Here is a 16,822-nt window from a genome sequence, read left to right on the forward strand (position 1 = left end):
ACGCCGCCACTGCCGAACCCTTCTCGCCGATAGAGAAGGACGCTTCCGCTGGATGGTCTTTTCTGGCGAGTTGGGAGACGGACGGAACGGAGTCCGCGCGGAAGGGCGCTCCGGGGTGGTTGAGGTGGCCATGAGCGGCCGCAATAGGGCAGGGGGCGATCTACGCCGCGCCGGAGAACCGGCCCCACGGACCCTCTGAGCCCGCCGGTTGGCCGCCAGGAACGCCTTCATGTAGTCCGGGCCGAAGCGCCACTGGACCGGCTTACGGTGCGGGCCGTTCACCATGGCCCGGTAGGTCGAGCCGGTGACCTCGACGCGCTCAACGAAGCCGATCGCCTCCAGGACCGCGAGGGCGCCGCGCACGCGGGCTTCCGAGAGCCTCGACTCGGTGGCGGTCCGCGAGCGCCACACGATCTACGGGGAGGCCCGCCCGATCCGTCCTGGAACGCTCCAGAACCACGCCATGAACGTCGCCAGTCCCATGCACCGCCTGGGCGGCTTTCCGGCCGCACACGGCCGTCTCAAGCCTGTCCGCGGCGTCGCGCGGCGGGCGATAGGCACAGTTCATCGTTCCCGGCCCTTGTCAGGGCCGCGGCAGGGCGAACCGCAAAGTGCGCCCGCGTCCGGAGCTGGCGCGTAGCCGAATAAGCCGGACGCGAACTCTTGACCTGCACCAGGCATCGGCGGCCTGAGGCTGAACGTCCGCTTGCGAGAGCATCGCGGTCGTGGGGTGCCCTCAGGTCTCGCTGATTGTTGCCAGACTTCGGTGTCCGTCATTGCCAGCTGCGCGTATGACTGAGAATCTGGCGATCGGCCCGTTGATACTGGGAGGCTCTGATGGCCAGCCTTATCGTGCGACGTCGGAGCGCGCTCGGGCACGCACTCGTGATTGCAGGTGCGGTGAGCGGTCTCGCCTCGGCAGGGGCCGCGCCAGCCTGTCCGCTCGGCAGCCATCACAGTCCGCGTGCGCGACTCCTGCACCGCATGGCGCAGAGCGATCAGCGGATGGTCGGTCCGGCCACGATGACCACGCGGACACCGCACCCCGCGCATTCGACCCAGCCCGCTCGCAGCGAACTCGGTTCCTACAACCGTGATCTGCCTAGCGGCGCCGCGGCGCCCACGACCTCGCGACGGCCACCGATCTATGACAACCTCGGTCAGCTCACCTGGGCGGAGGTGCAGCCCGTCCGTCCGGACGCGCGCGCCTATTTCAATCAAGGCTACAGGTTCGCGTGGGCCTTCAACCACGCCGAAGCGGCGCGCGCCTTCCGCACCGCGCAGGAACTCGATCCAAGCTGCGCCGTGTGCTTCTGGGGCGAGGCCTGGGTGCTGGGCCCCCACATCAACTTTCCCCTCGAACCGGACGCGAACGCCAGAGCGCTCGTCGCCTTGGCGGAAGCCGAGCACTTGGCTGCCTCGGCCGGGCCGCTCCAGGGCGGACTGATCGAGGCGCTCTCTCGGCGCTACTCGCGCGACCCGGCCGCGGACCGCAAGGCACTCGACCAAGCCTATGCGGACGCGATGACGGCACTCCAGGCCAGCTTCCCGGACCTCCCGGACGTCGCCCTGCTGACCGCCGACGCCCTGATGAACTTGAGCCCCTGGGATTACTGGGCCGACGGAGGTCGGACCCCGAAGGGCGAAACCTCACGGATCATCGAACTCATCGAAGGCGTGCTCGGTGAACGAAGGGTCGGAACCCTCGTTGCGGCTCCCGACCATCCCGGCGCAATTCACCTGTACATCCACGCGGTCGAGGCTTCGGACCGGCCCGACCGGGCACTGCCCCACGCGGCGCGACTCGCATCCCTGATGCCGGGGGCGGGGCACCTCGTGCATATGCCGAGCCACATCTGGTACCGGGTCGGACGCTGGCGCGAGAGCCTGGACGCCAACGTGCGGGCAGCGGCCGCCGATGAGGCGCTCGTGCGGCAGGGCGGGGCGAGCCTCCTGTACGCGGAGGCCTACTACGCCCACAATCTTCACTTCCTGCTCGCCTCCGCGTTGATGGGCGGCGACGGCCGGACGGCGGTCGCGGCTGCGGAGAAGCTCGCCGGAATCGTCTCGGACCGCGCGAAGCGGGAGGTGCCGTGGACGCAGCCGATCGCGGCCGCTCCCTACAGCGCCCACGCGCGCTTTTCCCCGCCCGAGGCCGTCCTCGCCCTGCCCGCGCCCGACGCGAACTTCCCTTTCATTCTTGGGGCTTGGCATTACGCGCGTGGTGTCGCCCTGGCGCGGCTCGGACGGATCGATGAGGCAAGAGCCGCGGTCGCGGCGATCACGCAGCTGGCGCAAACCCCGGAGATCCAGGCACTCGCGTCAGCGGGTGTGCCGGCCGTCGAGATTCTGACGATCGCCGGTACGGTGATCGAGGCGCGAGCCGCCGGAACGGCCGGCGATCACGGTGCATCTGCCGCCTTGTTCGCGAGGGCTGCGGCGATCCAGGACCGGCTGCCGTACATGGAGCCGCCGTTCTGGGATTACCCGGTCCATCAGTCGCTCGGCGCGGCCCTGCTGTCACAGGGCCGACTCGCTGAGGCGGAAGCCGCTTTCCGGACAGCCCTGGAGCGTTCTCCGAATAACGGATGGGCCGTGGCGGGGCTGCTCAGAGTGGCCGAGGGGCGCGGCGATGCCGGCGGGGCCGAGGAAGCCAAAGAATTGATGAGGACCCACTGGTTCGGGGACGGGATACCGCCTGTTGAGCAGTTCTGACTTGTTGCTTGGGAGCTATCAGAGCATCTGCGGCAGCAGATCGCCGGCCAACCGAGGACGGCTCGGAGTGACCCGACTCACTTCGTCGGCGCACAGCCTGCGTAGGACGAATGTGGCGCTGGTCTGCAATCGGACGGGCAACATCCGGGCCCGCCAGTTTCTGCTCGGGCACACGGAGCCGGAGAGCACGGTGCGATACCTCGGCATCGAAGTAGATGACGCTCTGATCCTGTCCGAGCAAACGGAGATCTGAGATGGGCGCCGCGGTCACACCCGCCGCGGCGCTCACTAAGCGTGGCAGCTGCACGGCTCCGACTGACCGAGGCTGTGTGAAAACGCGGGCGGATGCTGAAATCGTAGAACAATCTTCTCCTTGGCAGACACTCCAGGCCGCCAAACGCCGCCCCAGAGGCCGACAGGATGCCCATTCCGGCACTGGCCAGAGCGTCCGAGGGAAAATCCTTCTACCGCCTCCGCGTTTTCACACAGGCTCGACCCAAAGCGGCCCCTCGCGGCAGATGTCGGGAATGTCCGGTTGCGAGGGTTTTCCAGACATTTGATTTCTTGACACGGTTCCTTGCCGCCAGCCGCCTGGCTGGGCACTGGCGTCAAGCGCGTCAGCGGACGCAGCTATCCTAACCGAGAGGACACGGTCGTTTTGCTTACATAACAGCCCGCGAACGAAGCGTAGGTGGCGTATCCCGCTAGGGTCTAGATGAGGGCCGGGTGGGGTGGGCGGTGATCGCCTCGCTGATCGGGACCTGCAAGCTCACCGGCGTCGAGCCGCGCGCCTACTTGGCCGACGTGATCACACGCATTGTCAAAGGGCATCCCAACAGCCGCCTCGACGAGTTGCTGCCCTGGGCCTACCCCGCTACGCCCACCGCCAAGGCTGCGGCCTGAGAACACCGCATCCGCTCGGATCAGAGTTTCGGTAATAGAGTCATTCTGCGCAGCCGCTCCACGTACGAAACGAGATTGTCATGCTCGCTGATCATGGATCGAAACGGTCCAGGAAGAGGCGCGTAAAATCCATTCGCGAGAAAACCATAGACAGTTGCATCGAACGAAGAGACTCTCTCGCCGAGAAGAAATGGCTTGTCAACCAGAATTCCAGCAAGCGCTGATATGTCCTGTCTGCCCAATTCATAAATCTCCTCAGCAGGCCTAAGGGATAAGCCAACACCACGAAGCCGCCGGCGATAGTCGCGGCGTAGTGCAGCGGCAAAAACTGGCCGGATCAGGGCCGGCAGAGCACCGAGCACTACCGGCTTGTAGATCCTCCAGACATCGTCTTCGAACCAGCGGCTGTACACACCGATCCAGTAATTCCCGCCTTCGAGCATCCGGCTGACCGCGTGACCGATGGCCACTTGCTCGGGGCCGAGCCACCCATCCAGCCTGTCACCGTACTTCGCCTTCACATGCTCGATGATGCGCTGGCTGTCGGCAACGATCACACCCTCGTCGTCGATATAAGGCAACTGCTTGCGCGGTGCACGGCGGAACTCAGCCAGACCGGTGCGGCCCTCGTAGGGGAGATCAGCCAGCCGGAGATAGGCCTGGACCTTGGCGCAGAAGGGGCTCGGGTCGAACCCCCACGCATCGCTGAAGTGGTACAGAATCACGGCTTGAGCCCTCGCACGCATGTAATCAGGTGCCTCGTCCTCCCAGACTCGGCAATCAGACTAAGGTGTCTGGGCGCGATCTAAGCCCAACCGGCGCGCCTGAAGCGGCGAGTTTCCGCCCTGATCGGCTGAGGGCCTGAGAACCCGCCACATCAACTTCGGTGAGAACAAATCGCTTGTAGGTGCCAAAAGGTTCACGACTTCGAAGAATTTGCGGCAGACCAGGGGATCGCAGGAAGCTACCGCATGAACGCGCTCCAGGTACCTGTTCACCAGCGCGGTCCCGGGTGGACGCTTCCCTTCGATCTCCGGAAACCGTAGATCTTCGCCCGTCGCGATGGTCCAGGGAATGTCGATGATCCGGCGAGTTCGCGCGTAGAAGCGCTGCGCCAAACCCTCGCGACCGCTCGCCAAAACTTCATCGAGCGCCTGTGCCTCGCTGGCCGCAACCGTCATGCCCTGGCCGTAGATGGGATTGAAGCTGCAGACTGCATCACCCAGCACGAGGTACCCGCCCGGGAAGCGGCGCATCCGCTCGTACAGCCGCCGTCGATTGGCTGGGAATCGGAATTGTTGGATGCCCGTCAGGGGGCAAGCGGAGGTGACGATATCGTAGAGCGCCGACACCGGCAGGCTCGCGGCGAAGCGGTTCCAGCCCTCCTCGTCGGTCGGGGGATGATCACCGGCGCTGCCGCCGAGCGTGACGATCCAGCGGTCGCCCTCCACGCCCATAAGGCCGCCCATGCGCTTCCCCGCAGGCGGCGTCGACGCGATGATAGCGCCGAAGGAGCCGTACAACTCTCCCGGTCGCCGCCGGAAGACGCGCGTGGCGTACCCGACGTCGACCGATACCGCAGCCTCTTGTGGGCGGCCGTAGCCCCAGTGCTCAAGCCATTTGGGTGATTGAGAGCCTCGCCCGCTCGCATCGACGACCAGATCCGCTCGGATCTCCTCAGCGGCAGGAAACCCGTGCCTCTCCACGACGAGGCCAACAACGCTGCCGGTCGCGGGATCGAATTTCGGCTGCTTCGCTTCCGCGTGCAGCAGGTCGACATTCGGCAGCGCCGTAACCCGGCGGCGGATGGCAGTTTCCAGACAGGGACGGCTCACGACCATGCCAGGCAGCCCGGCATGGTGGCGCAGCTTCCAGCGGCCGTACTGAAACCAGAGAAAGTCTCCCGCGACATCGCCGCGTCGCGCGCCGAGCGCCTCCAACTCGTCCATCATGTCCGGGAAATACGCCTTCAGGATGCGGTACCCACCTGCGAGCAGCCCGTGCGCGTGGGCACCCTGCGGGACGCCTTTGCGCACGGCGGGCTCGTCCGGCAGGGTATCGCGCTCGACGAGCGTGACGCGATCGAAATGCTGGCTGAGAACTCGTGCGGCGAGCAGCCCCGCTATGCTGGCTCCGAGTACAACTGCGGACGATGGAGCTTTCGCCATGTCACACTCCCTCAGGCCGTACAGCTCGCATGTGAAGCGCCAGCTCGACGCTCTTCAGCAGCCCGGATCTGCCTGGCGCCAAGCCTACGCTACTTGGCAACGCGTGTTCATGCATACCACGTTTGAATGAAGGCTGGGTGCGACGTCGAACAGCGATTGAGGCGCGCACCTCGGCTGTCCGCAAGAAAAAAGCGGACGAACGCCACCCCAATTCTGCTCTGTTCCTTTGCGTATACAAGAAAAACTTTCATTTAAATTCACGTCTGTACGTCGCAAACAACTGACGCAGACGACATTTTGAGCCCTGCTGTTTCTGTCTCCATGGGTATATCTGGTCAGAAAATCTGCATCACACCAAGGTAAGAGCCGCGACCAAGCGAACCTGCCAGCAGAGGTGGCGTAGGGGTCCTTGGCAGGCTTCCTACTACTTTCTCGCGGCGACGCCCGGCTCAGGCCAGGAGCAAGTCCGAGCTGACCAGCGCGAGTTTGCCCGCGAGCTGGATCCTGAGCTCCGCCCCGTTGACGGCATGGCCGTCCAGATCAGCCTGCACGTAGGTCTGGCCCGCGTCCTGGTACCAGGTGACCGCATTGGCGACCGCCTTCGTGTTCGGCCCCCCGAACACGAGAGAGACGAGGCTGCCGGCCTTCAGGGTCCGTCACTCTCGCCGGTAACTGCGGTCGAGCTTGAAGCCGTGCGGACCACCGACCCGGTGAACCGGCAGTCACCGAACGTGCCCTCGGAGCCGTCGTCGTTCCTTCTGGCTTTTCCAGGTCGCGCCATGGCCGCCGCGTCGCGCCGCGCGCCTGCACGAAGAGGACGACAAGCGACCGGATTTGCCTCCCCGCTTCGAGTTTGCGACGTGCCCTTAACCCGCGACCTTGGTGATGACGAAGCGGCTTTTCGGCATGGCCGGAATACGGCCGAGGTCGATCGTAAGGTCCTGCTCAGGGACCACGTAGCGCATCTCGCGGGCAAGGAGCGGCACGACAGCCCTCATCTGCTCAATGGTAATCCACTCGCCTGGGCAGCGGTGCCCAGTTTCGTACGCGCCACCACCCTGTGGGATGAAGCCATTCGGGTCGTGGTCCCACTGCGCAAACCGGTCAGGGATAAATCTCTCCGGCTGCCCCCAGCGGTTCGGGTCGCGGTTGGTGCCGTAGAGATCCATCAGCACCCAGTCACCCACCGCGAAGCGATGACCGTGGAACTCGACCGTCTGCAGTGCCCGCCCGCCGATGAAGGGGATGAAGGGATAGAAGCGCCGCACCTCCTGCACGAAGGGCTCCACTCCCTCGGCAGCCTGCAGGGCCTCGCGGCTCTCAGGGTAGCAGTGGAGCGCGTGGGCGGCGAAAACGACGTAGCGGGCATTCGCCACGGTCGGGCGCAAAATGTTGATCAACTCGACCGCCGACGTCCTCACGTCCAGGAGCCGGCCCTCCGCGTCACGGTGATGCGCGATCACATGGGCCGCGCTGCCCTCCGGCACGGCACGGCTGCCCTCGCGGATTTGGCGGATCGCGTCGCGCATCCAGCGCTCGGCGCGGGCACGGAGCAGGTGGCCGCGCCAGTTGCGCGGGCCAATGGAACCCGTGCCCTCAATCATAGCCAGGAACTCGCGCGACCGCTCCTCGGCCTCGGCCTCGTTCAAGGGGAGCCCGGCCCAGGCGCACACGGCGGCACAGAAGGGCACGTGAGCCTCATCGAACAGCGGGATGGTCTCCTGCGCCGCCCAGCGCCGCATGCGGGCACGCCATGCCTGGGTGGTGAGGTCCGCGAGGCGCTGGAGCGCCTCTGGGCTCATCAGTGACAAAAACATTGCCTTGCGGCGGCGATGCGCCTCCCCGTCCATGACCATGACGCTGCCGTTGTCCTGGATCAGCGTGAAGGAGATGCGCGGCAGGGCACCCCTGCGAGTAAAGCGATCGGGGGCATAGAACTGGGCGGCAGCGTCCGCGCCGGTCATGCAGACTACGTTCGTCAGCATCAACCGTGTGGTGAAAAGGTCGGAACCGAAGTTGCGGCAGCGGCCCGGGATGAAGCCATACCCCTCGCGCAGGAGGGCAAGCGTGCTGTCCGGTGCGGGATCGCGGGGGATTGCGAACATTCGTCGGCTTCCGTGGGCTTTGCCTGGACTAAGTCCCCCGGGGGCGCCTCGGTTCGGGTCGGGCACGTAGCAAACGCGAGTACGCCCATGTTCACGGGCCGTCAGGCATCCAGGAGGATGGCGCGGGTTTGGTTCATCAGCGCCGTGCGCTCGCCGACGAGCTGGTCGCGCACCCGGTGCAGGGTCTGCATGTCGAGTTGCGCTTCCGACTTGAGGGCGACGAAGCGCATGGTGGGGCGGGTCGCCGCGTCGGCGATGGCCTCAGCATCGCGGTCATCGTTTTTATGGGCCTTGACGTATGGCCTGACGTACTCCGGCGACATCAGCCGGATGGTATGCCCCTGAGCGGCCAGAGCCCGGCCCATGTGGTGAGCGCCGCAGCACGCCTCCATGGCGATCACGCAGGGCGCCAGCTTCGCCCCAAAAGTGATAACCGTCTCGCGGCGCAAGCGCCGACGCAGCACGACCTTGCCGCTCGGATCCAGCCCGACGAGGCTGCAGCTGTTCTTGCCCAGATCGGTCCCGATGATCGCGACTGTCATTGCCCTGCTCTGTCCCTCGTCTCGGCTGACCTGCAAGCCTAGCAGCGCAGCCCGGTGAGGGGCGGGCCATCCATAAGGGGCTCTGGCCACAATCGCGGTCGCCTGATCGGCCGCACGAAGGGTGGGCTGAACTCCAAGCTCCACGTCGCAACCGATTCCATGGGGCGACCCATCCAGATGTTTCTGTCGGCCGGCCAGACCAGCGACTATGTGGGCGCCTGTGCCATGCTGTCCTTGCTGCCCACGGCTAAAGTCCTGATCGCTGACCGGGGCTACGATGCGGATTGGTTCCGCGGGGTCCTCCGTGACAAAGGCTTCGAGCCCTGCATTCCAGCGCGCAAAGGGCGCAATGCTCCGTCTTCCTATGATCTGGTCCTCTACAAGCGGCGCCACCGTATCGAGAACATGTTCGCGCGCCAGAAGGACTGGCGCCGTATCGCCACGCGCCACGACCGCTGCCCCCAGGTGTTCCTCTCGGCCTGCGCCTTGGCCGCCGTGGTCCTGTTCTGGCTGTAGCTCCTGGGCTTATTGCCGTCGGGCGACGAACAGGAAGCGGTTCAGGGCGAAGAAGAAGGCCCGCTCCCGCTCCAGGACATCGAACTCGGCGAGCCATGCATCTGCGTCCCCGACCGACACTCCCGCGCTCTCAGTCACGAAGCGGTGGATGATGCACGCAACGCCGTAGGCCAGCGTGTTGGGGTGATAGCTCAGGGCCACGATGGGGAGCGCCTCGCAGCGAGTGACCTCGAAGCCCGACCGTCCCAGGCAATGCGGCAGAACGCGCGGCAGGTCCGGCCAGGCGACGTGACGGTTGTAGGCTTCGAGAATGCGGCGCATCCGGTCCCGGTCTCGGCTCTTCCACACGAGGCCCGAGAAGTCGGTGTCGAGGATCACCGCTCGACCCCCAGGCCGCAGGACCCGGTGAAGCTCCGCCAACCCCACCTCCAGGTCCTCCAAATAGGCGTAGGTCTGCAAGCCGCAGACAAGGTCCACCCGGCCATCACTGGCCGGAAGATGAGCGGCAACCGTCCTCTCGAACTCCACATTGGACAGGTCCGCACAGCGTGCCTTGGCGAGGGCGAGCATGGGCTCGCTGATGTCGATCCCGACAGCCCGGCCCTCAGAGCCGACGGCAATCGCCAAGTCGCGAAGGAAAAAGCCAGGCCCGCATCCGACATCGAGCACCTGCTCACCCGCTCGAATGTTGGCGGCCCGGAACGCGGCGGCCCGCGTCGCCGTTACGTCCGGTGTGGCATAGGTGGCCTCGATCCAGGCCGCTGCCTGTGCGTCAAAGCTGAGAACGACGGACATGGATGCCTCGCCTGGCGAGTCCTGCCAAATATACCACGCGCCTCGCTAGCCCGCGATCTGTGTCAGGTCACAAATGGACGCCGACTTCGATTGTGAGTCCTAACCGTAGCACCTCGCGCCAGTGCGCGTGGGCGGTGCTCAACGAGAAAGGGCCTGGACACGTCCAGGCCCTACCCGTTCCTTGCTCATGCCTACGATTGCGCGGAGCCTGTCAGGCCACCGCGACCTTGGCGCCGGCCGGCAACTCCGCATCGGTCCGCGCATTCGTGACGACGCGCTTGCGCCAGGGCTTCAGCACCGCGATGGCGAGGATCGAAGCCAGGATGTTGGCTCCGGCCGCCGCGAGAAACACGCCGTCCCAATTGCCCGTGCTCTGCTGCAGGTAGTTGGCGAACGGCACGAGCAGCGCCGCGGTCCCCTTTGCCGTATAGAGCAGCCCGGCGTTCGTCGCCGCGAACTTAGAGCCGAACGTGTCGGTGCAGGTCGATGGAAACAGCGAGTAGATTTCGCCCCAAGCAAAGAACACGAAGCCCGACAGGAGGACGAACCACAGTGGATCATGCCCCCACAGGTACAGCATGTAGATACCAAACCCCTCCATCGCGAAGGCGATGAACATCGTGTTCTCGCGACCGATTTTGTCCGAGACCCAGCCGAAGAAGGGACGGGTCAGACCGTTGAGCACGCGGTCGATCGTCGCCGCAAAGGTGATGGCCACCATCGTAACGCCGAGGATCGTCACTGGTACCTTGTCGACGTGGATATCGGCCGCGATGGGCTTCAGGTTCGCGGTGATCATGAGGCCGCCTGCGCCGACGATGACGAACATGAAGTACATCAGCCAGAAAATCGGCTGGCGCACCACTTCACTGGGCGTGTAGTTGCGCCGCGATTGGAGATTGGCGGTGCTGGTCACCTCCGGGATCTGGCCCTTGCGCGGAGCGGCCAGAAAGAAGGCGAGGGCGGCAACGATCACGCCCTGACCAATGCCGAAGTTGAGAAAGGCCGCTTGGAAGCCCTTGTCGGCGATCATCCACTGAATGGGCGCCACCGTGAGTGCCGAGCCGGCACCGAAGCCTGCTGCGGTGATGCCGGCGGCCAAACCGCGCTTGTCCGGGAACCACTTCAGGGCATTGCCCACGCAAGTTCCGTAGACGGCGCCAGCTCCCAGGCCCGCGATGACCTGACCAACGTAGAACATATTGAGGCTTGTCGCGTAGGCATTGATCACCCAGCCGGCGCCGCAGAGCACGCCACCGAACAGGACCACGACCTTCGGGCCGTACTTGTCGACGAACCAGCCTTCGACGGGCACAAGCCAAGTCTCGAACAGCACGAAAAGTGTGAACGCCCATTGGATCGCGGCGCGATCAAAACCGAATGTTTTCTGGATTTCAGGTACGAAGAAAGTCCAGCCATACTGTAGATTGGCGATCATGATCATGCAAACGACGCCAAGCGCCAGCTGCATCCAGCGATAACTGTCTGATACTCTGTTGAGATTTATGGGTGTAGAGGTCGGCATTCTTGTTTCCTCGATCGTTGCTATGTCTATTATTGTTGTTGCTTGACATGTTGAGGGGCAAACCCCATAGGCGTGCGGTAGACCTGGACAATGTTCAGCCAGGCCGGCTCTTGGTGGTGGCTGCCGATACAAGAGCGAAGTTAGTTGCTGGCCGACGATCGCGTTCGATCAGGTCGGCCTAGTCAAGTGAGATGTCGCAAGCGACGGTCAGCCCGAGCTTGCAACGGCCCGTGGCCTCAGCCTGCTTCTGATATGTGGTATACCAGCATCGCTGCGATTCCGGCGCTGGTCAAGAGCATGCTGCATTTTTTTGCTCCTGCACCGGTAGGCCGCTCGCCGGAGAATGCACGATGGTGCAGCAGAACGGCATCGTCGGTCGCGCAGGGCATAGGGCTAAGCCACGAGAATGTCGGCATCGGCAACGTCGCCCGACCTTCTGGCGATCCACGTGGCCGTGAGATCCCGTCCGTACTCGTCGCGCAAGTCCAGCATGAGCGTTCCGCAGGCGGGGCGACCTGCCCGATGCGCAGGGCCGAGCGGGGCGACGGGTCGGGCCTTCAGCCGCGTGCGCTGTCAAAGGCTGAGCAGCCATTCCGGCGGCCCGGAGCGAAGGTCCGGAAGTGGCGCATAGCCGACGCACGACCGATCGACGGCAGATCGTGCGTTCGCACCGTGCGCGGCCTGCTCGAACGGCCGCACCCTCAAGCCTAACCATGACCGAGCAAGCCGCTTCCGTCTTGCGGCCCAGTGGCGGTCAGCCGGTCGCTCCGGCTGATGGCACAACGGAGCGAGCCCTCACGCCCTTGCCGGTCGGATGCGAACGTACCCTGAACGGATAAGAGGAACGGCGGGGAACACCATGGGGAACATGGGGAACACCCCAACCACCGAGGTCAACCGAAGCAACAGCGGAATCAAGGAGTTGGATGGAGCGGGCGATCGGGATCGAACCGACGACATTCAGCTTGGGAAGCTGACGTTCTACCACTGAACTACGCCCGCGCGGCCGCCGTGCGGCGCCGCCCGACCACGGAGCGCCCGAGGCGCCGTGCCGGATTGGTCGGGACCCTAAGCAAACTCGGCGGCTTTGTCCACGGGGGTTTTCGCCGTGGCTGGACGGCGGGCGCGAGATAGGGCAGGTGCGGCGCCGAGACGACCACCTTCACCGGAACCAGGGCGCGCCATGATCGAGTCTCCCCCCCCTGCGCCGGGCACGCGGCCGAAGCTCGTGCTCGCCTCGGGATCGCCGCGGCGCCTCGCGCTGCTGCAGCAGGCGGGCATCGAGCCGGACGCGCTGCTCCCCGCCGACCTCGACGAGACGCCCCTCAAGGGCGAGCGCCCGCGCGAACTGGTGCGCCGCCTCGCCCGCGCCAAGCTCGACGTGGCCCTCACGGCCGCCCGGCACGGGGAGGATCTGCGCGGCGCCTACGTGGTCTCGGCCGACACCGTGGTGGCGGTCGGGCGGCGCATCCTGCCCAAGACCGAGGTCTCGGACGAGGCCGAGGCCTGCCTGCGGCTGCTGTCCGGGCGCACCCACCGCGTCTACACCGCCGTCTGCATCGCGGGGCCGCGCGACCGCACCCGCGAGCGCCTCGTCGAGACCCGCGTGCGCTTCAAGCGCCTGAACGCCCGCGAGATCGAGGCTTACGTCGCGAGCGGCGAGTGGCGCGGCAAGGCCGGCGGCTACGCCATCCAGGGGCTCGCCGGCAGCTTCGTGGTCAAGCTCGTCGGCTCCTACAGCGCCGTAGTCGGGCTCCCGCTCTACGAGACGGTCGGCCTCCTCGAAGGGGAGGGATTCCCGGTGCGCGCCGCCTGGCGCGCCGCCGCCTGAGGCCCGCATGGGAGCCGACCCGCCCGCCCCCGAGGCGAAGCGCCCGCCCTGCCCGATCTGCGGCAGGCCGGCGGCGGAGCCGTTCCGGCCCTTCTGCTCGAAGCGCTGCGCCGATGTCGACCTGCAGCGCTGGCTGAGCGGCCGCTACGCCATTCCCGCCCGCGAGGACGAGGGGCCCGGCGAGGAGGACAGCGGCGAATCCTGACCGTACCGTCATCCGCGCTTCAAGCGCCGGTGCTTGAAACCCCGGCGCGGCACGGGAGGGGCGGATGACGGAGCGAATCACTCTGACGCGGCGGGAGACCGTGGCGGGCGCGGCGGCCCTCGCCCTGGCGCCGCGCGGCGCCGGCGCCCAGGGGGCGGAGGTCGGTGCGGAGGTCACCGGGGTCGTCTACGAGGACCGCGCCGGACGCGGCCGGCGCGGGCCCGACGATCCGGGCCTCCCGGACGTGCTGGTCTCGAACGGCCGCGAGGTCGTCCGCACCGACGCGCAGGGCCGCTACCGCCTCCCGCTCTCCGACGAGGGCGTGGTCTTCGTCATCAAGCCCAGCGGCTACGCGCTGCCGCGGGACGCGGACAACATTCCCCGCTTCGCCTACCTGCACCAGCCGAACGGCAGCCCCGCCGCGCTGAACCTGCGCTATCCCGGCATCGCCCCGACCGGGCCCCTGCCGGCCTCCGTCGATTTCGGCCTCACCCGGGCGGAGGAGGGCGGCGATTTCGACGTGATCCTGTTCACCGACCCGCAGCCCGAGAGCCAGACCGAACTCGACTACGTGCGCGACACGGCCGTGACCCGGGCCATGGGGATCGAGGCGGCCTTCGGCATCACCGCCGGCGACGTGCTGTTCGACGACCTCTCCCTCTACGGCCGGCACAACCGCATCATGGGCCGGATCGGCCTGCCGTGGTTCCACATCGGCGGCAACCACGACCTCAACTTCGAGGCGACGGACGCGCGCCACAGCCGCGAGACCTTCAAGCGGGTCTACGGCGCGCCCTACTACGCCCTCCACCACGGCGGCGTGCTGTTCCTGCTCCTCGACAACGTCCACTACCTCGGCGCCGCGACAGGCACGCCGGAGCGGGGCGGGCGCTACGAGGGCCGGTTCGGCGAGGCGCAGCTCGCCTTCGTGGAGGCGGTGCTGCGCGAGACGCCCCGCGAAAGCCTCGTGGTCGTGGCGATGCACATCCCGCTCGCGACCGATCTCGGGCCGGACGACCCGTCGCTGAGCACCGTCGACCGGCAGGCCCTGCTGCGGCTGCTCGCGGGCCGCCCCTGCTTCAGCGTCTCGGGCCACACTCACACGACCGAGCACCACTACCTCGACGCGGCCGGCCGCCCCGGCGCCACCGGGCCCGACGCCCATCATCACCACGTGCTGACCGCGGTATCGGGCTCCTGGTGGAGCGGCCCGCCCGACCGCCGCGGCATCGCCACCGCGGACAGCCGCGACGGCACGCCGCACGGCTTCCACGTCCTCAGCATCCGGGGCGGGCGCCACTACACGACCCGCTACGTCCCGGCGAGCGAGGATGCCGGGCGCCAGATGCGCATCGTGCTGGAGAGCCAGTTCCACAGCGACGACCTCGCGCGGCTGCCCGACACGCGGCTTTACGCCCTGTTCGGCTCGCCGGTCCCGGCCGAGAGCGCGGCGGCCTCCCTGCTCGTCGTCAACGTCTTCGACGGCGGTCCGCGGACCAGCGTGCGCTTCCGCATCGGCGACGGCGCGCCGCTGCCCATGACCCGCACAAGGCGGCCCGACCCGTTCGTGGCCGCCCTCTACGCGCGCTTCTCGGCCGCGCGGAAATCCTGGGTGAAGGCCGAGCCGTCCTCGCATGTCTGGACCGCGCGGCTGCCGCGGGACATCGCCCCCGGCACCCACCGCCTCAGCGTCGAGGCGACCGACGAGTACGGCCGCCTCCACCGGGACGGGATCGTGCTCGAAGTGGTCGCCGGCGAGGGCCGCCCGCGCGGCATCTGACGGCCTGCCGTCAGAGCCGGCTCGGCAGGCTGATGACCGCGTCCACCGTGTCCTTGATCGCCTTGCCGGCGGGCGCGAAGTCCGGGATCGGCACGCCCAGGAAGGTCCTCTCCTCCGGGGCCGCGGGCGCGGCCTCCGGGGCGGCGGGCGCCGGCTTGGCCGCGGCCACGCGCGCGGACTCGGTCCTCTCGCGCTTGGCCGCCTGCTTCGGCACCGGCTTCGCGGGCTTCGCGGCGGCCTTGGCCGGAATGGGTGCGGGCTTGACCGGGTCGGGCGCGGCCTCGCGCATCGCCTCGGCCTTGGGCGGCGCCGGAGGCGACGCGGGCGCCTCCCTGGGCGGGGCGGCCGGTTCGGGTGCCGGGCGCTCGAAGCGCTGGGGCGGGTTGAGCGTCCCCGTGATGAGACTTTCGGCCCGGGCCGGGGCGGGCGCGGCCAGGGCGGGCGCGGCCAGGGCGGCCGCGAGCGGCGCCGGCGAGGGGGCCGCGGGCGCTTCGGCGGGCTTGGGCGTCGCGGCCGGCGCGAGCGCGACGACGCGCGCGGGCGGCGCCTCCGGCGCGATCGCCGGCGTCTCGGCGCGCAGGGCCGGCACGCCGTCCTTGATCTCCGGCATCTCCCGGATCGGCCCGACCCGGATCCCGCTCGGGCGCGGGGCGGTGAGCGCCGACAGGGCCGGGTAGGCGAGGGCGCCCAGGGTGGCGAGGCCCAGGAGGCCGGCCGCGCCGAGCATCAGCGGCCCGCGCAGCCGGGAGCGCGCCGCCGCCTGCGGGCGCCGATCCGAGGGATCGATCTCGACGGACATCATGCTCACTCGACTCCGACTTTTCCGTCTTTCCCCGCTTGACAGCATCACGGCGAATCAGGCGCGAAGATGTCGGGCGGTGACCGACCTTCGCGAAATAGCGGTGACGCCTCACGAATCGGTTAGCGTGGCGGTTCGCCGCCCGCGGGCCGGCGTACTGTTTCGCGACATCGCGGCCTATCTCGGGTTCATGCAGTGGAGCGATGAGGGCCTCGTCCTCGGGGCACGGCGGCTGGGCGAGACGGGCGTGGTGCTCGAACTGATGACGGCCGCGCACGGGCGCCACCTCGGCCTCGTCCATGGCGGGCGCTCGCGCCGGATGCAGCCGGTGCTCCAGCCCGGCAACCGGGTGCGCGCGGTCTGGCGGGCGCGGCTCGACGACGGCCTCGGCAGCTTCGCGGTCGAGCCGCTGGACAGCGCGGCCGGCCGCCTGATCGGGTCGCGCCTCGCCCTCTACGGCCTCGCCCACGCCGCCGCGCTCCTGCGGCTCCTGCCGGAGCGCGACCCGCATCCGGGACTCTACGAGGCCGCCCGGGTGCTGATCGACCACCTCGCCGACGCGGCGATCGCGCCACCCCTGATGGTGCGGTTCGAACTCGCCGTGCTCGCCGAACTCGGCTTCGGCCTCGATCTCTCGGCCTGCGCGGCGACCGGCTCCAACGCCTACCTCGCCTATGTCTCGCCCAAGAGCGGCCGGGCGGTGAGCGCCGCCGCCGGCGAGCCCTGGCGCGACAGGCTGCTCGCCCTGCCGGACTTCCTGGTGGCGCGCGAGGCCGGCGGCACCGGCGCCACGCCCACCGCCCGGGACGTTCGCCAGGGATTTACCTTGACGGGATATTTCCTCGACCAGCACGTCTGGGCGCCGCGCGGCCTCGCGCCGCCCGAGGCGCGCGAGCGATTCGTCGCACTCGGCACCGCGGATGCGGGCTGATGTTCGT

General features: G+C 67.6%; 12 protein-coding genes, 1 tRNA gene and 4 pseudogenes. 8 read left to right on the forward strand and 9 right to left on the reverse strand.

Annotated features, from left to right (window positions below; all coding sequences use genetic code 11):
• The first annotated feature begins 837 nt into the window (after window positions 1-837).
• The 3 genes and pseudogenes from M446_RS20565 to M446_RS20575 all read left to right on the forward strand — a co-directional run.
• Window positions 838-2,715, forward strand: a complete 1,878-nt coding sequence (locus tag M446_RS20565; protein WP_012334036.1) for a tetratricopeptide repeat protein — start codon at window positions 838-840, stop codon at window positions 2,713-2,715.
• Window positions 2,716-2,800: 85 nt separating this feature from the next.
• Window positions 2,801-2,968: pseudogene (locus tag M446_RS39075) on the forward strand (integrase); the annotation flags it as partial.
• 455 nt (window positions 2,969-3,423) lie between these two features.
• Window positions 3,424-3,618: pseudogene (locus M446_RS20575) on the forward strand (transposase domain-containing protein); the annotation flags it as partial.
• A gap of 20 nt (window positions 3,619-3,638) precedes the next feature.
• On the opposite strand, the gene M446_RS20580 reads toward M446_RS20575, so the two are convergent.
• From M446_RS20580 to M446_RS20595, 5 genes and pseudogenes are all read right to left on the reverse strand, one after another.
• Window positions 3,639-4,343, reverse strand: coding sequence for a glutathione S-transferase family protein (locus M446_RS20580; protein WP_265576402.1), 705 nt, complete (start codon window positions 4,341-4,343; stop codon window positions 3,639-3,641).
• A gap of 60 nt (window positions 4,344-4,403) precedes the next feature.
• Entirely contained in the window at window positions 4,404-5,786 is a 1,383-nt protein-coding gene (locus M446_RS20585; protein ID WP_012334038.1) for an NAD(P)/FAD-dependent oxidoreductase, read from the reverse strand.
• A gap of 449 nt (window positions 5,787-6,235) precedes the next feature.
• A complete protein-coding gene (locus tag M446_RS38245; RefSeq protein ID WP_012334039.1) occupies window positions 6,236-6,409 on the reverse strand; it encodes a hypothetical protein in 174 nt (57 codons plus the stop codon).
• A gap of 243 nt (window positions 6,410-6,652) precedes the next feature.
• Window positions 6,653-7,891, reverse strand: coding sequence for a cytochrome P450 (locus tag M446_RS20590; RefSeq protein WP_012334040.1), 1,239 nt, complete (start codon window positions 7,889-7,891; stop codon window positions 6,653-6,655).
• Between the two features lie 107 nt (window positions 7,892-7,998).
• Window positions 7,999-8,433, reverse strand: a pseudogene (locus tag M446_RS20595) (IS110 family transposase); the annotation flags it as partial.
• A 78-nt stretch (window positions 8,434-8,511) separates the two neighbouring features.
• Between M446_RS20595 and M446_RS20600 the strand changes: the two are divergent.
• Window positions 8,512-8,949 (forward strand): annotated as a pseudogene (locus tag M446_RS20600) (IS5 family transposase); the annotation flags it as partial.
• Between the two features lie 9 nt (window positions 8,950-8,958).
• On the opposite strand, the gene M446_RS20605 reads toward M446_RS20600, so the two are convergent.
• The 3 genes from M446_RS20605 to M446_RS20615 all read right to left on the reverse strand — a co-directional run bounded on the left by M446_RS20605 (window position 8,959) and on the right by M446_RS20615 (window position 12,271).
• On the reverse strand, window positions 8,959-9,744 hold the full coding sequence (locus tag M446_RS20605) for a class I SAM-dependent methyltransferase (protein ID WP_012334042.1): 786 nt from the start codon (window positions 9,742-9,744) through the stop codon (window positions 8,959-8,961).
• 211 nt (window positions 9,745-9,955) lie between these two features.
• Window positions 9,956-11,215 (reverse strand): oxalate/formate MFS antiporter, encoded by a 1,260-nt coding sequence (oxlT, locus tag M446_RS20610; RefSeq protein WP_322597447.1) that lies wholly within the window; start codon window positions 11,213-11,215, stop codon window positions 9,956-9,958.
• Window positions 11,216-12,196: 981 nt separating this feature from the next.
• Window positions 12,197-12,271 (reverse strand) — tRNA-Gly (locus M446_RS20615).
• Between the two features lie 181 nt (window positions 12,272-12,452).
• Between M446_RS20615 and M446_RS20620 the strand changes: the two genes are divergently transcribed.
• The 3 genes from M446_RS20620 to M446_RS20630 all read left to right on the forward strand — a co-directional run bounded on the left by M446_RS20620 (window position 12,453) and on the right by M446_RS20630 (window position 15,085).
• Window positions 12,453-13,100, forward strand: coding sequence for a Maf-like protein (locus M446_RS20620; RefSeq protein WP_012334044.1), 648 nt, complete (start codon window positions 12,453-12,455; stop codon window positions 13,098-13,100).
• A 7-nt stretch (window positions 13,101-13,107) separates the two neighbouring features.
• Window positions 13,108-13,305, forward strand: coding sequence for a DNA gyrase inhibitor YacG (locus tag M446_RS20625; RefSeq protein WP_012334045.1), 198 nt, complete (start codon window positions 13,108-13,110; stop codon window positions 13,303-13,305).
• Between the two features lie 64 nt (window positions 13,306-13,369).
• Window positions 13,370-15,085, forward strand: a complete 1,716-nt coding sequence (locus M446_RS20630; RefSeq protein WP_012334046.1) for a calcineurin-like phosphoesterase C-terminal domain-containing protein — start codon at window positions 13,370-13,372, stop codon at window positions 15,083-15,085.
• Window positions 15,086-15,095: 10 nt separating this feature from the next.
• Here M446_RS20630 and M446_RS20635 read toward each other — a convergent pair whose 3' ends face one another.
• A complete protein-coding gene (locus M446_RS20635; protein WP_012334047.1) occupies window positions 15,096-15,887 on the reverse strand; it encodes a hypothetical protein in 792 nt (263 codons plus the stop codon).
• Between the two features lie 187 nt (window positions 15,888-16,074).
• On the opposite strand from M446_RS20635, the gene recO reads away from it, so the two are divergent.
• Window positions 16,075-16,815 carry a DNA repair protein RecO gene (gene recO, locus M446_RS20640; protein ID WP_043702611.1) on the forward strand — a complete coding sequence of 247 codons (741 nt, stop codon included), beginning with the start codon at window positions 16,075-16,077 and terminating at the stop codon, window positions 16,813-16,815.
• The last annotated feature ends 7 nt before the right edge of the window (window positions 16,816-16,822 follow it).

The sequence above is a fragment of the Methylobacterium sp. 4-46 genome, assembly GCF_000019365.1.
In the GTDB taxonomy this organism is placed as follows: Bacteria; Pseudomonadota; Alphaproteobacteria; order Rhizobiales; family Beijerinckiaceae; genus Methylobacterium.

Excerpts from the sequence above, each read along its gene's own strand:
- M446_RS20565 (WP_012334036.1), top strand. The coding sequence starts at position 838 with ATGGCCAGCCTTATCGTGCGACGTCGGAGCGCGCTCGGGCACGCACTC.
- M446_RS20585 (WP_012334038.1), bottom strand. The coding sequence starts at position 5,786 with ATGGCGAAAGCTCCATCGTCCGCAGTTGTACTCGGAGCCAGCATAGCG.
- M446_RS20590 (WP_012334040.1), bottom strand. The coding sequence starts at position 7,891 with ATGTTCGCAATCCCCCGCGATCCCGCACCGGACAGCACGCTTGCCCTC.
- M446_RS20605 (WP_012334042.1), bottom strand. The coding sequence starts at position 9,744 with ATGTCCGTCGTTCTCAGCTTTGACGCACAGGCAGCGGCCTGGATCGAG.
- oxlT (WP_322597447.1), bottom strand. The coding sequence starts at position 11,215 with ATGCAGCTGGCGCTTGGCGTCGTTTGCATGATCATGATCGCCAATCTA.
- M446_RS20620 (WP_012334044.1), top strand. The coding sequence starts at position 12,453 with ATGATCGAGTCTCCCCCCCCTGCGCCGGGCACGCGGCCGAAGCTCGTG.
- M446_RS20625 (WP_012334045.1), top strand. The coding sequence starts at position 13,108 with ATGGGAGCCGACCCGCCCGCCCCCGAGGCGAAGCGCCCGCCCTGCCCG.
- M446_RS20630 (WP_012334046.1), top strand. The coding sequence starts at position 13,370 with ATGACGGAGCGAATCACTCTGACGCGGCGGGAGACCGTGGCGGGCGCG.
- M446_RS20635 (WP_012334047.1), bottom strand. The coding sequence starts at position 15,887 with ATGATGTCCGTCGAGATCGATCCCTCGGATCGGCGCCCGCAGGCGGCG.
- recO (WP_043702611.1), top strand. The coding sequence starts at position 16,075 with ATGCAGTGGAGCGATGAGGGCCTCGTCCTCGGGGCACGGCGGCTGGGC.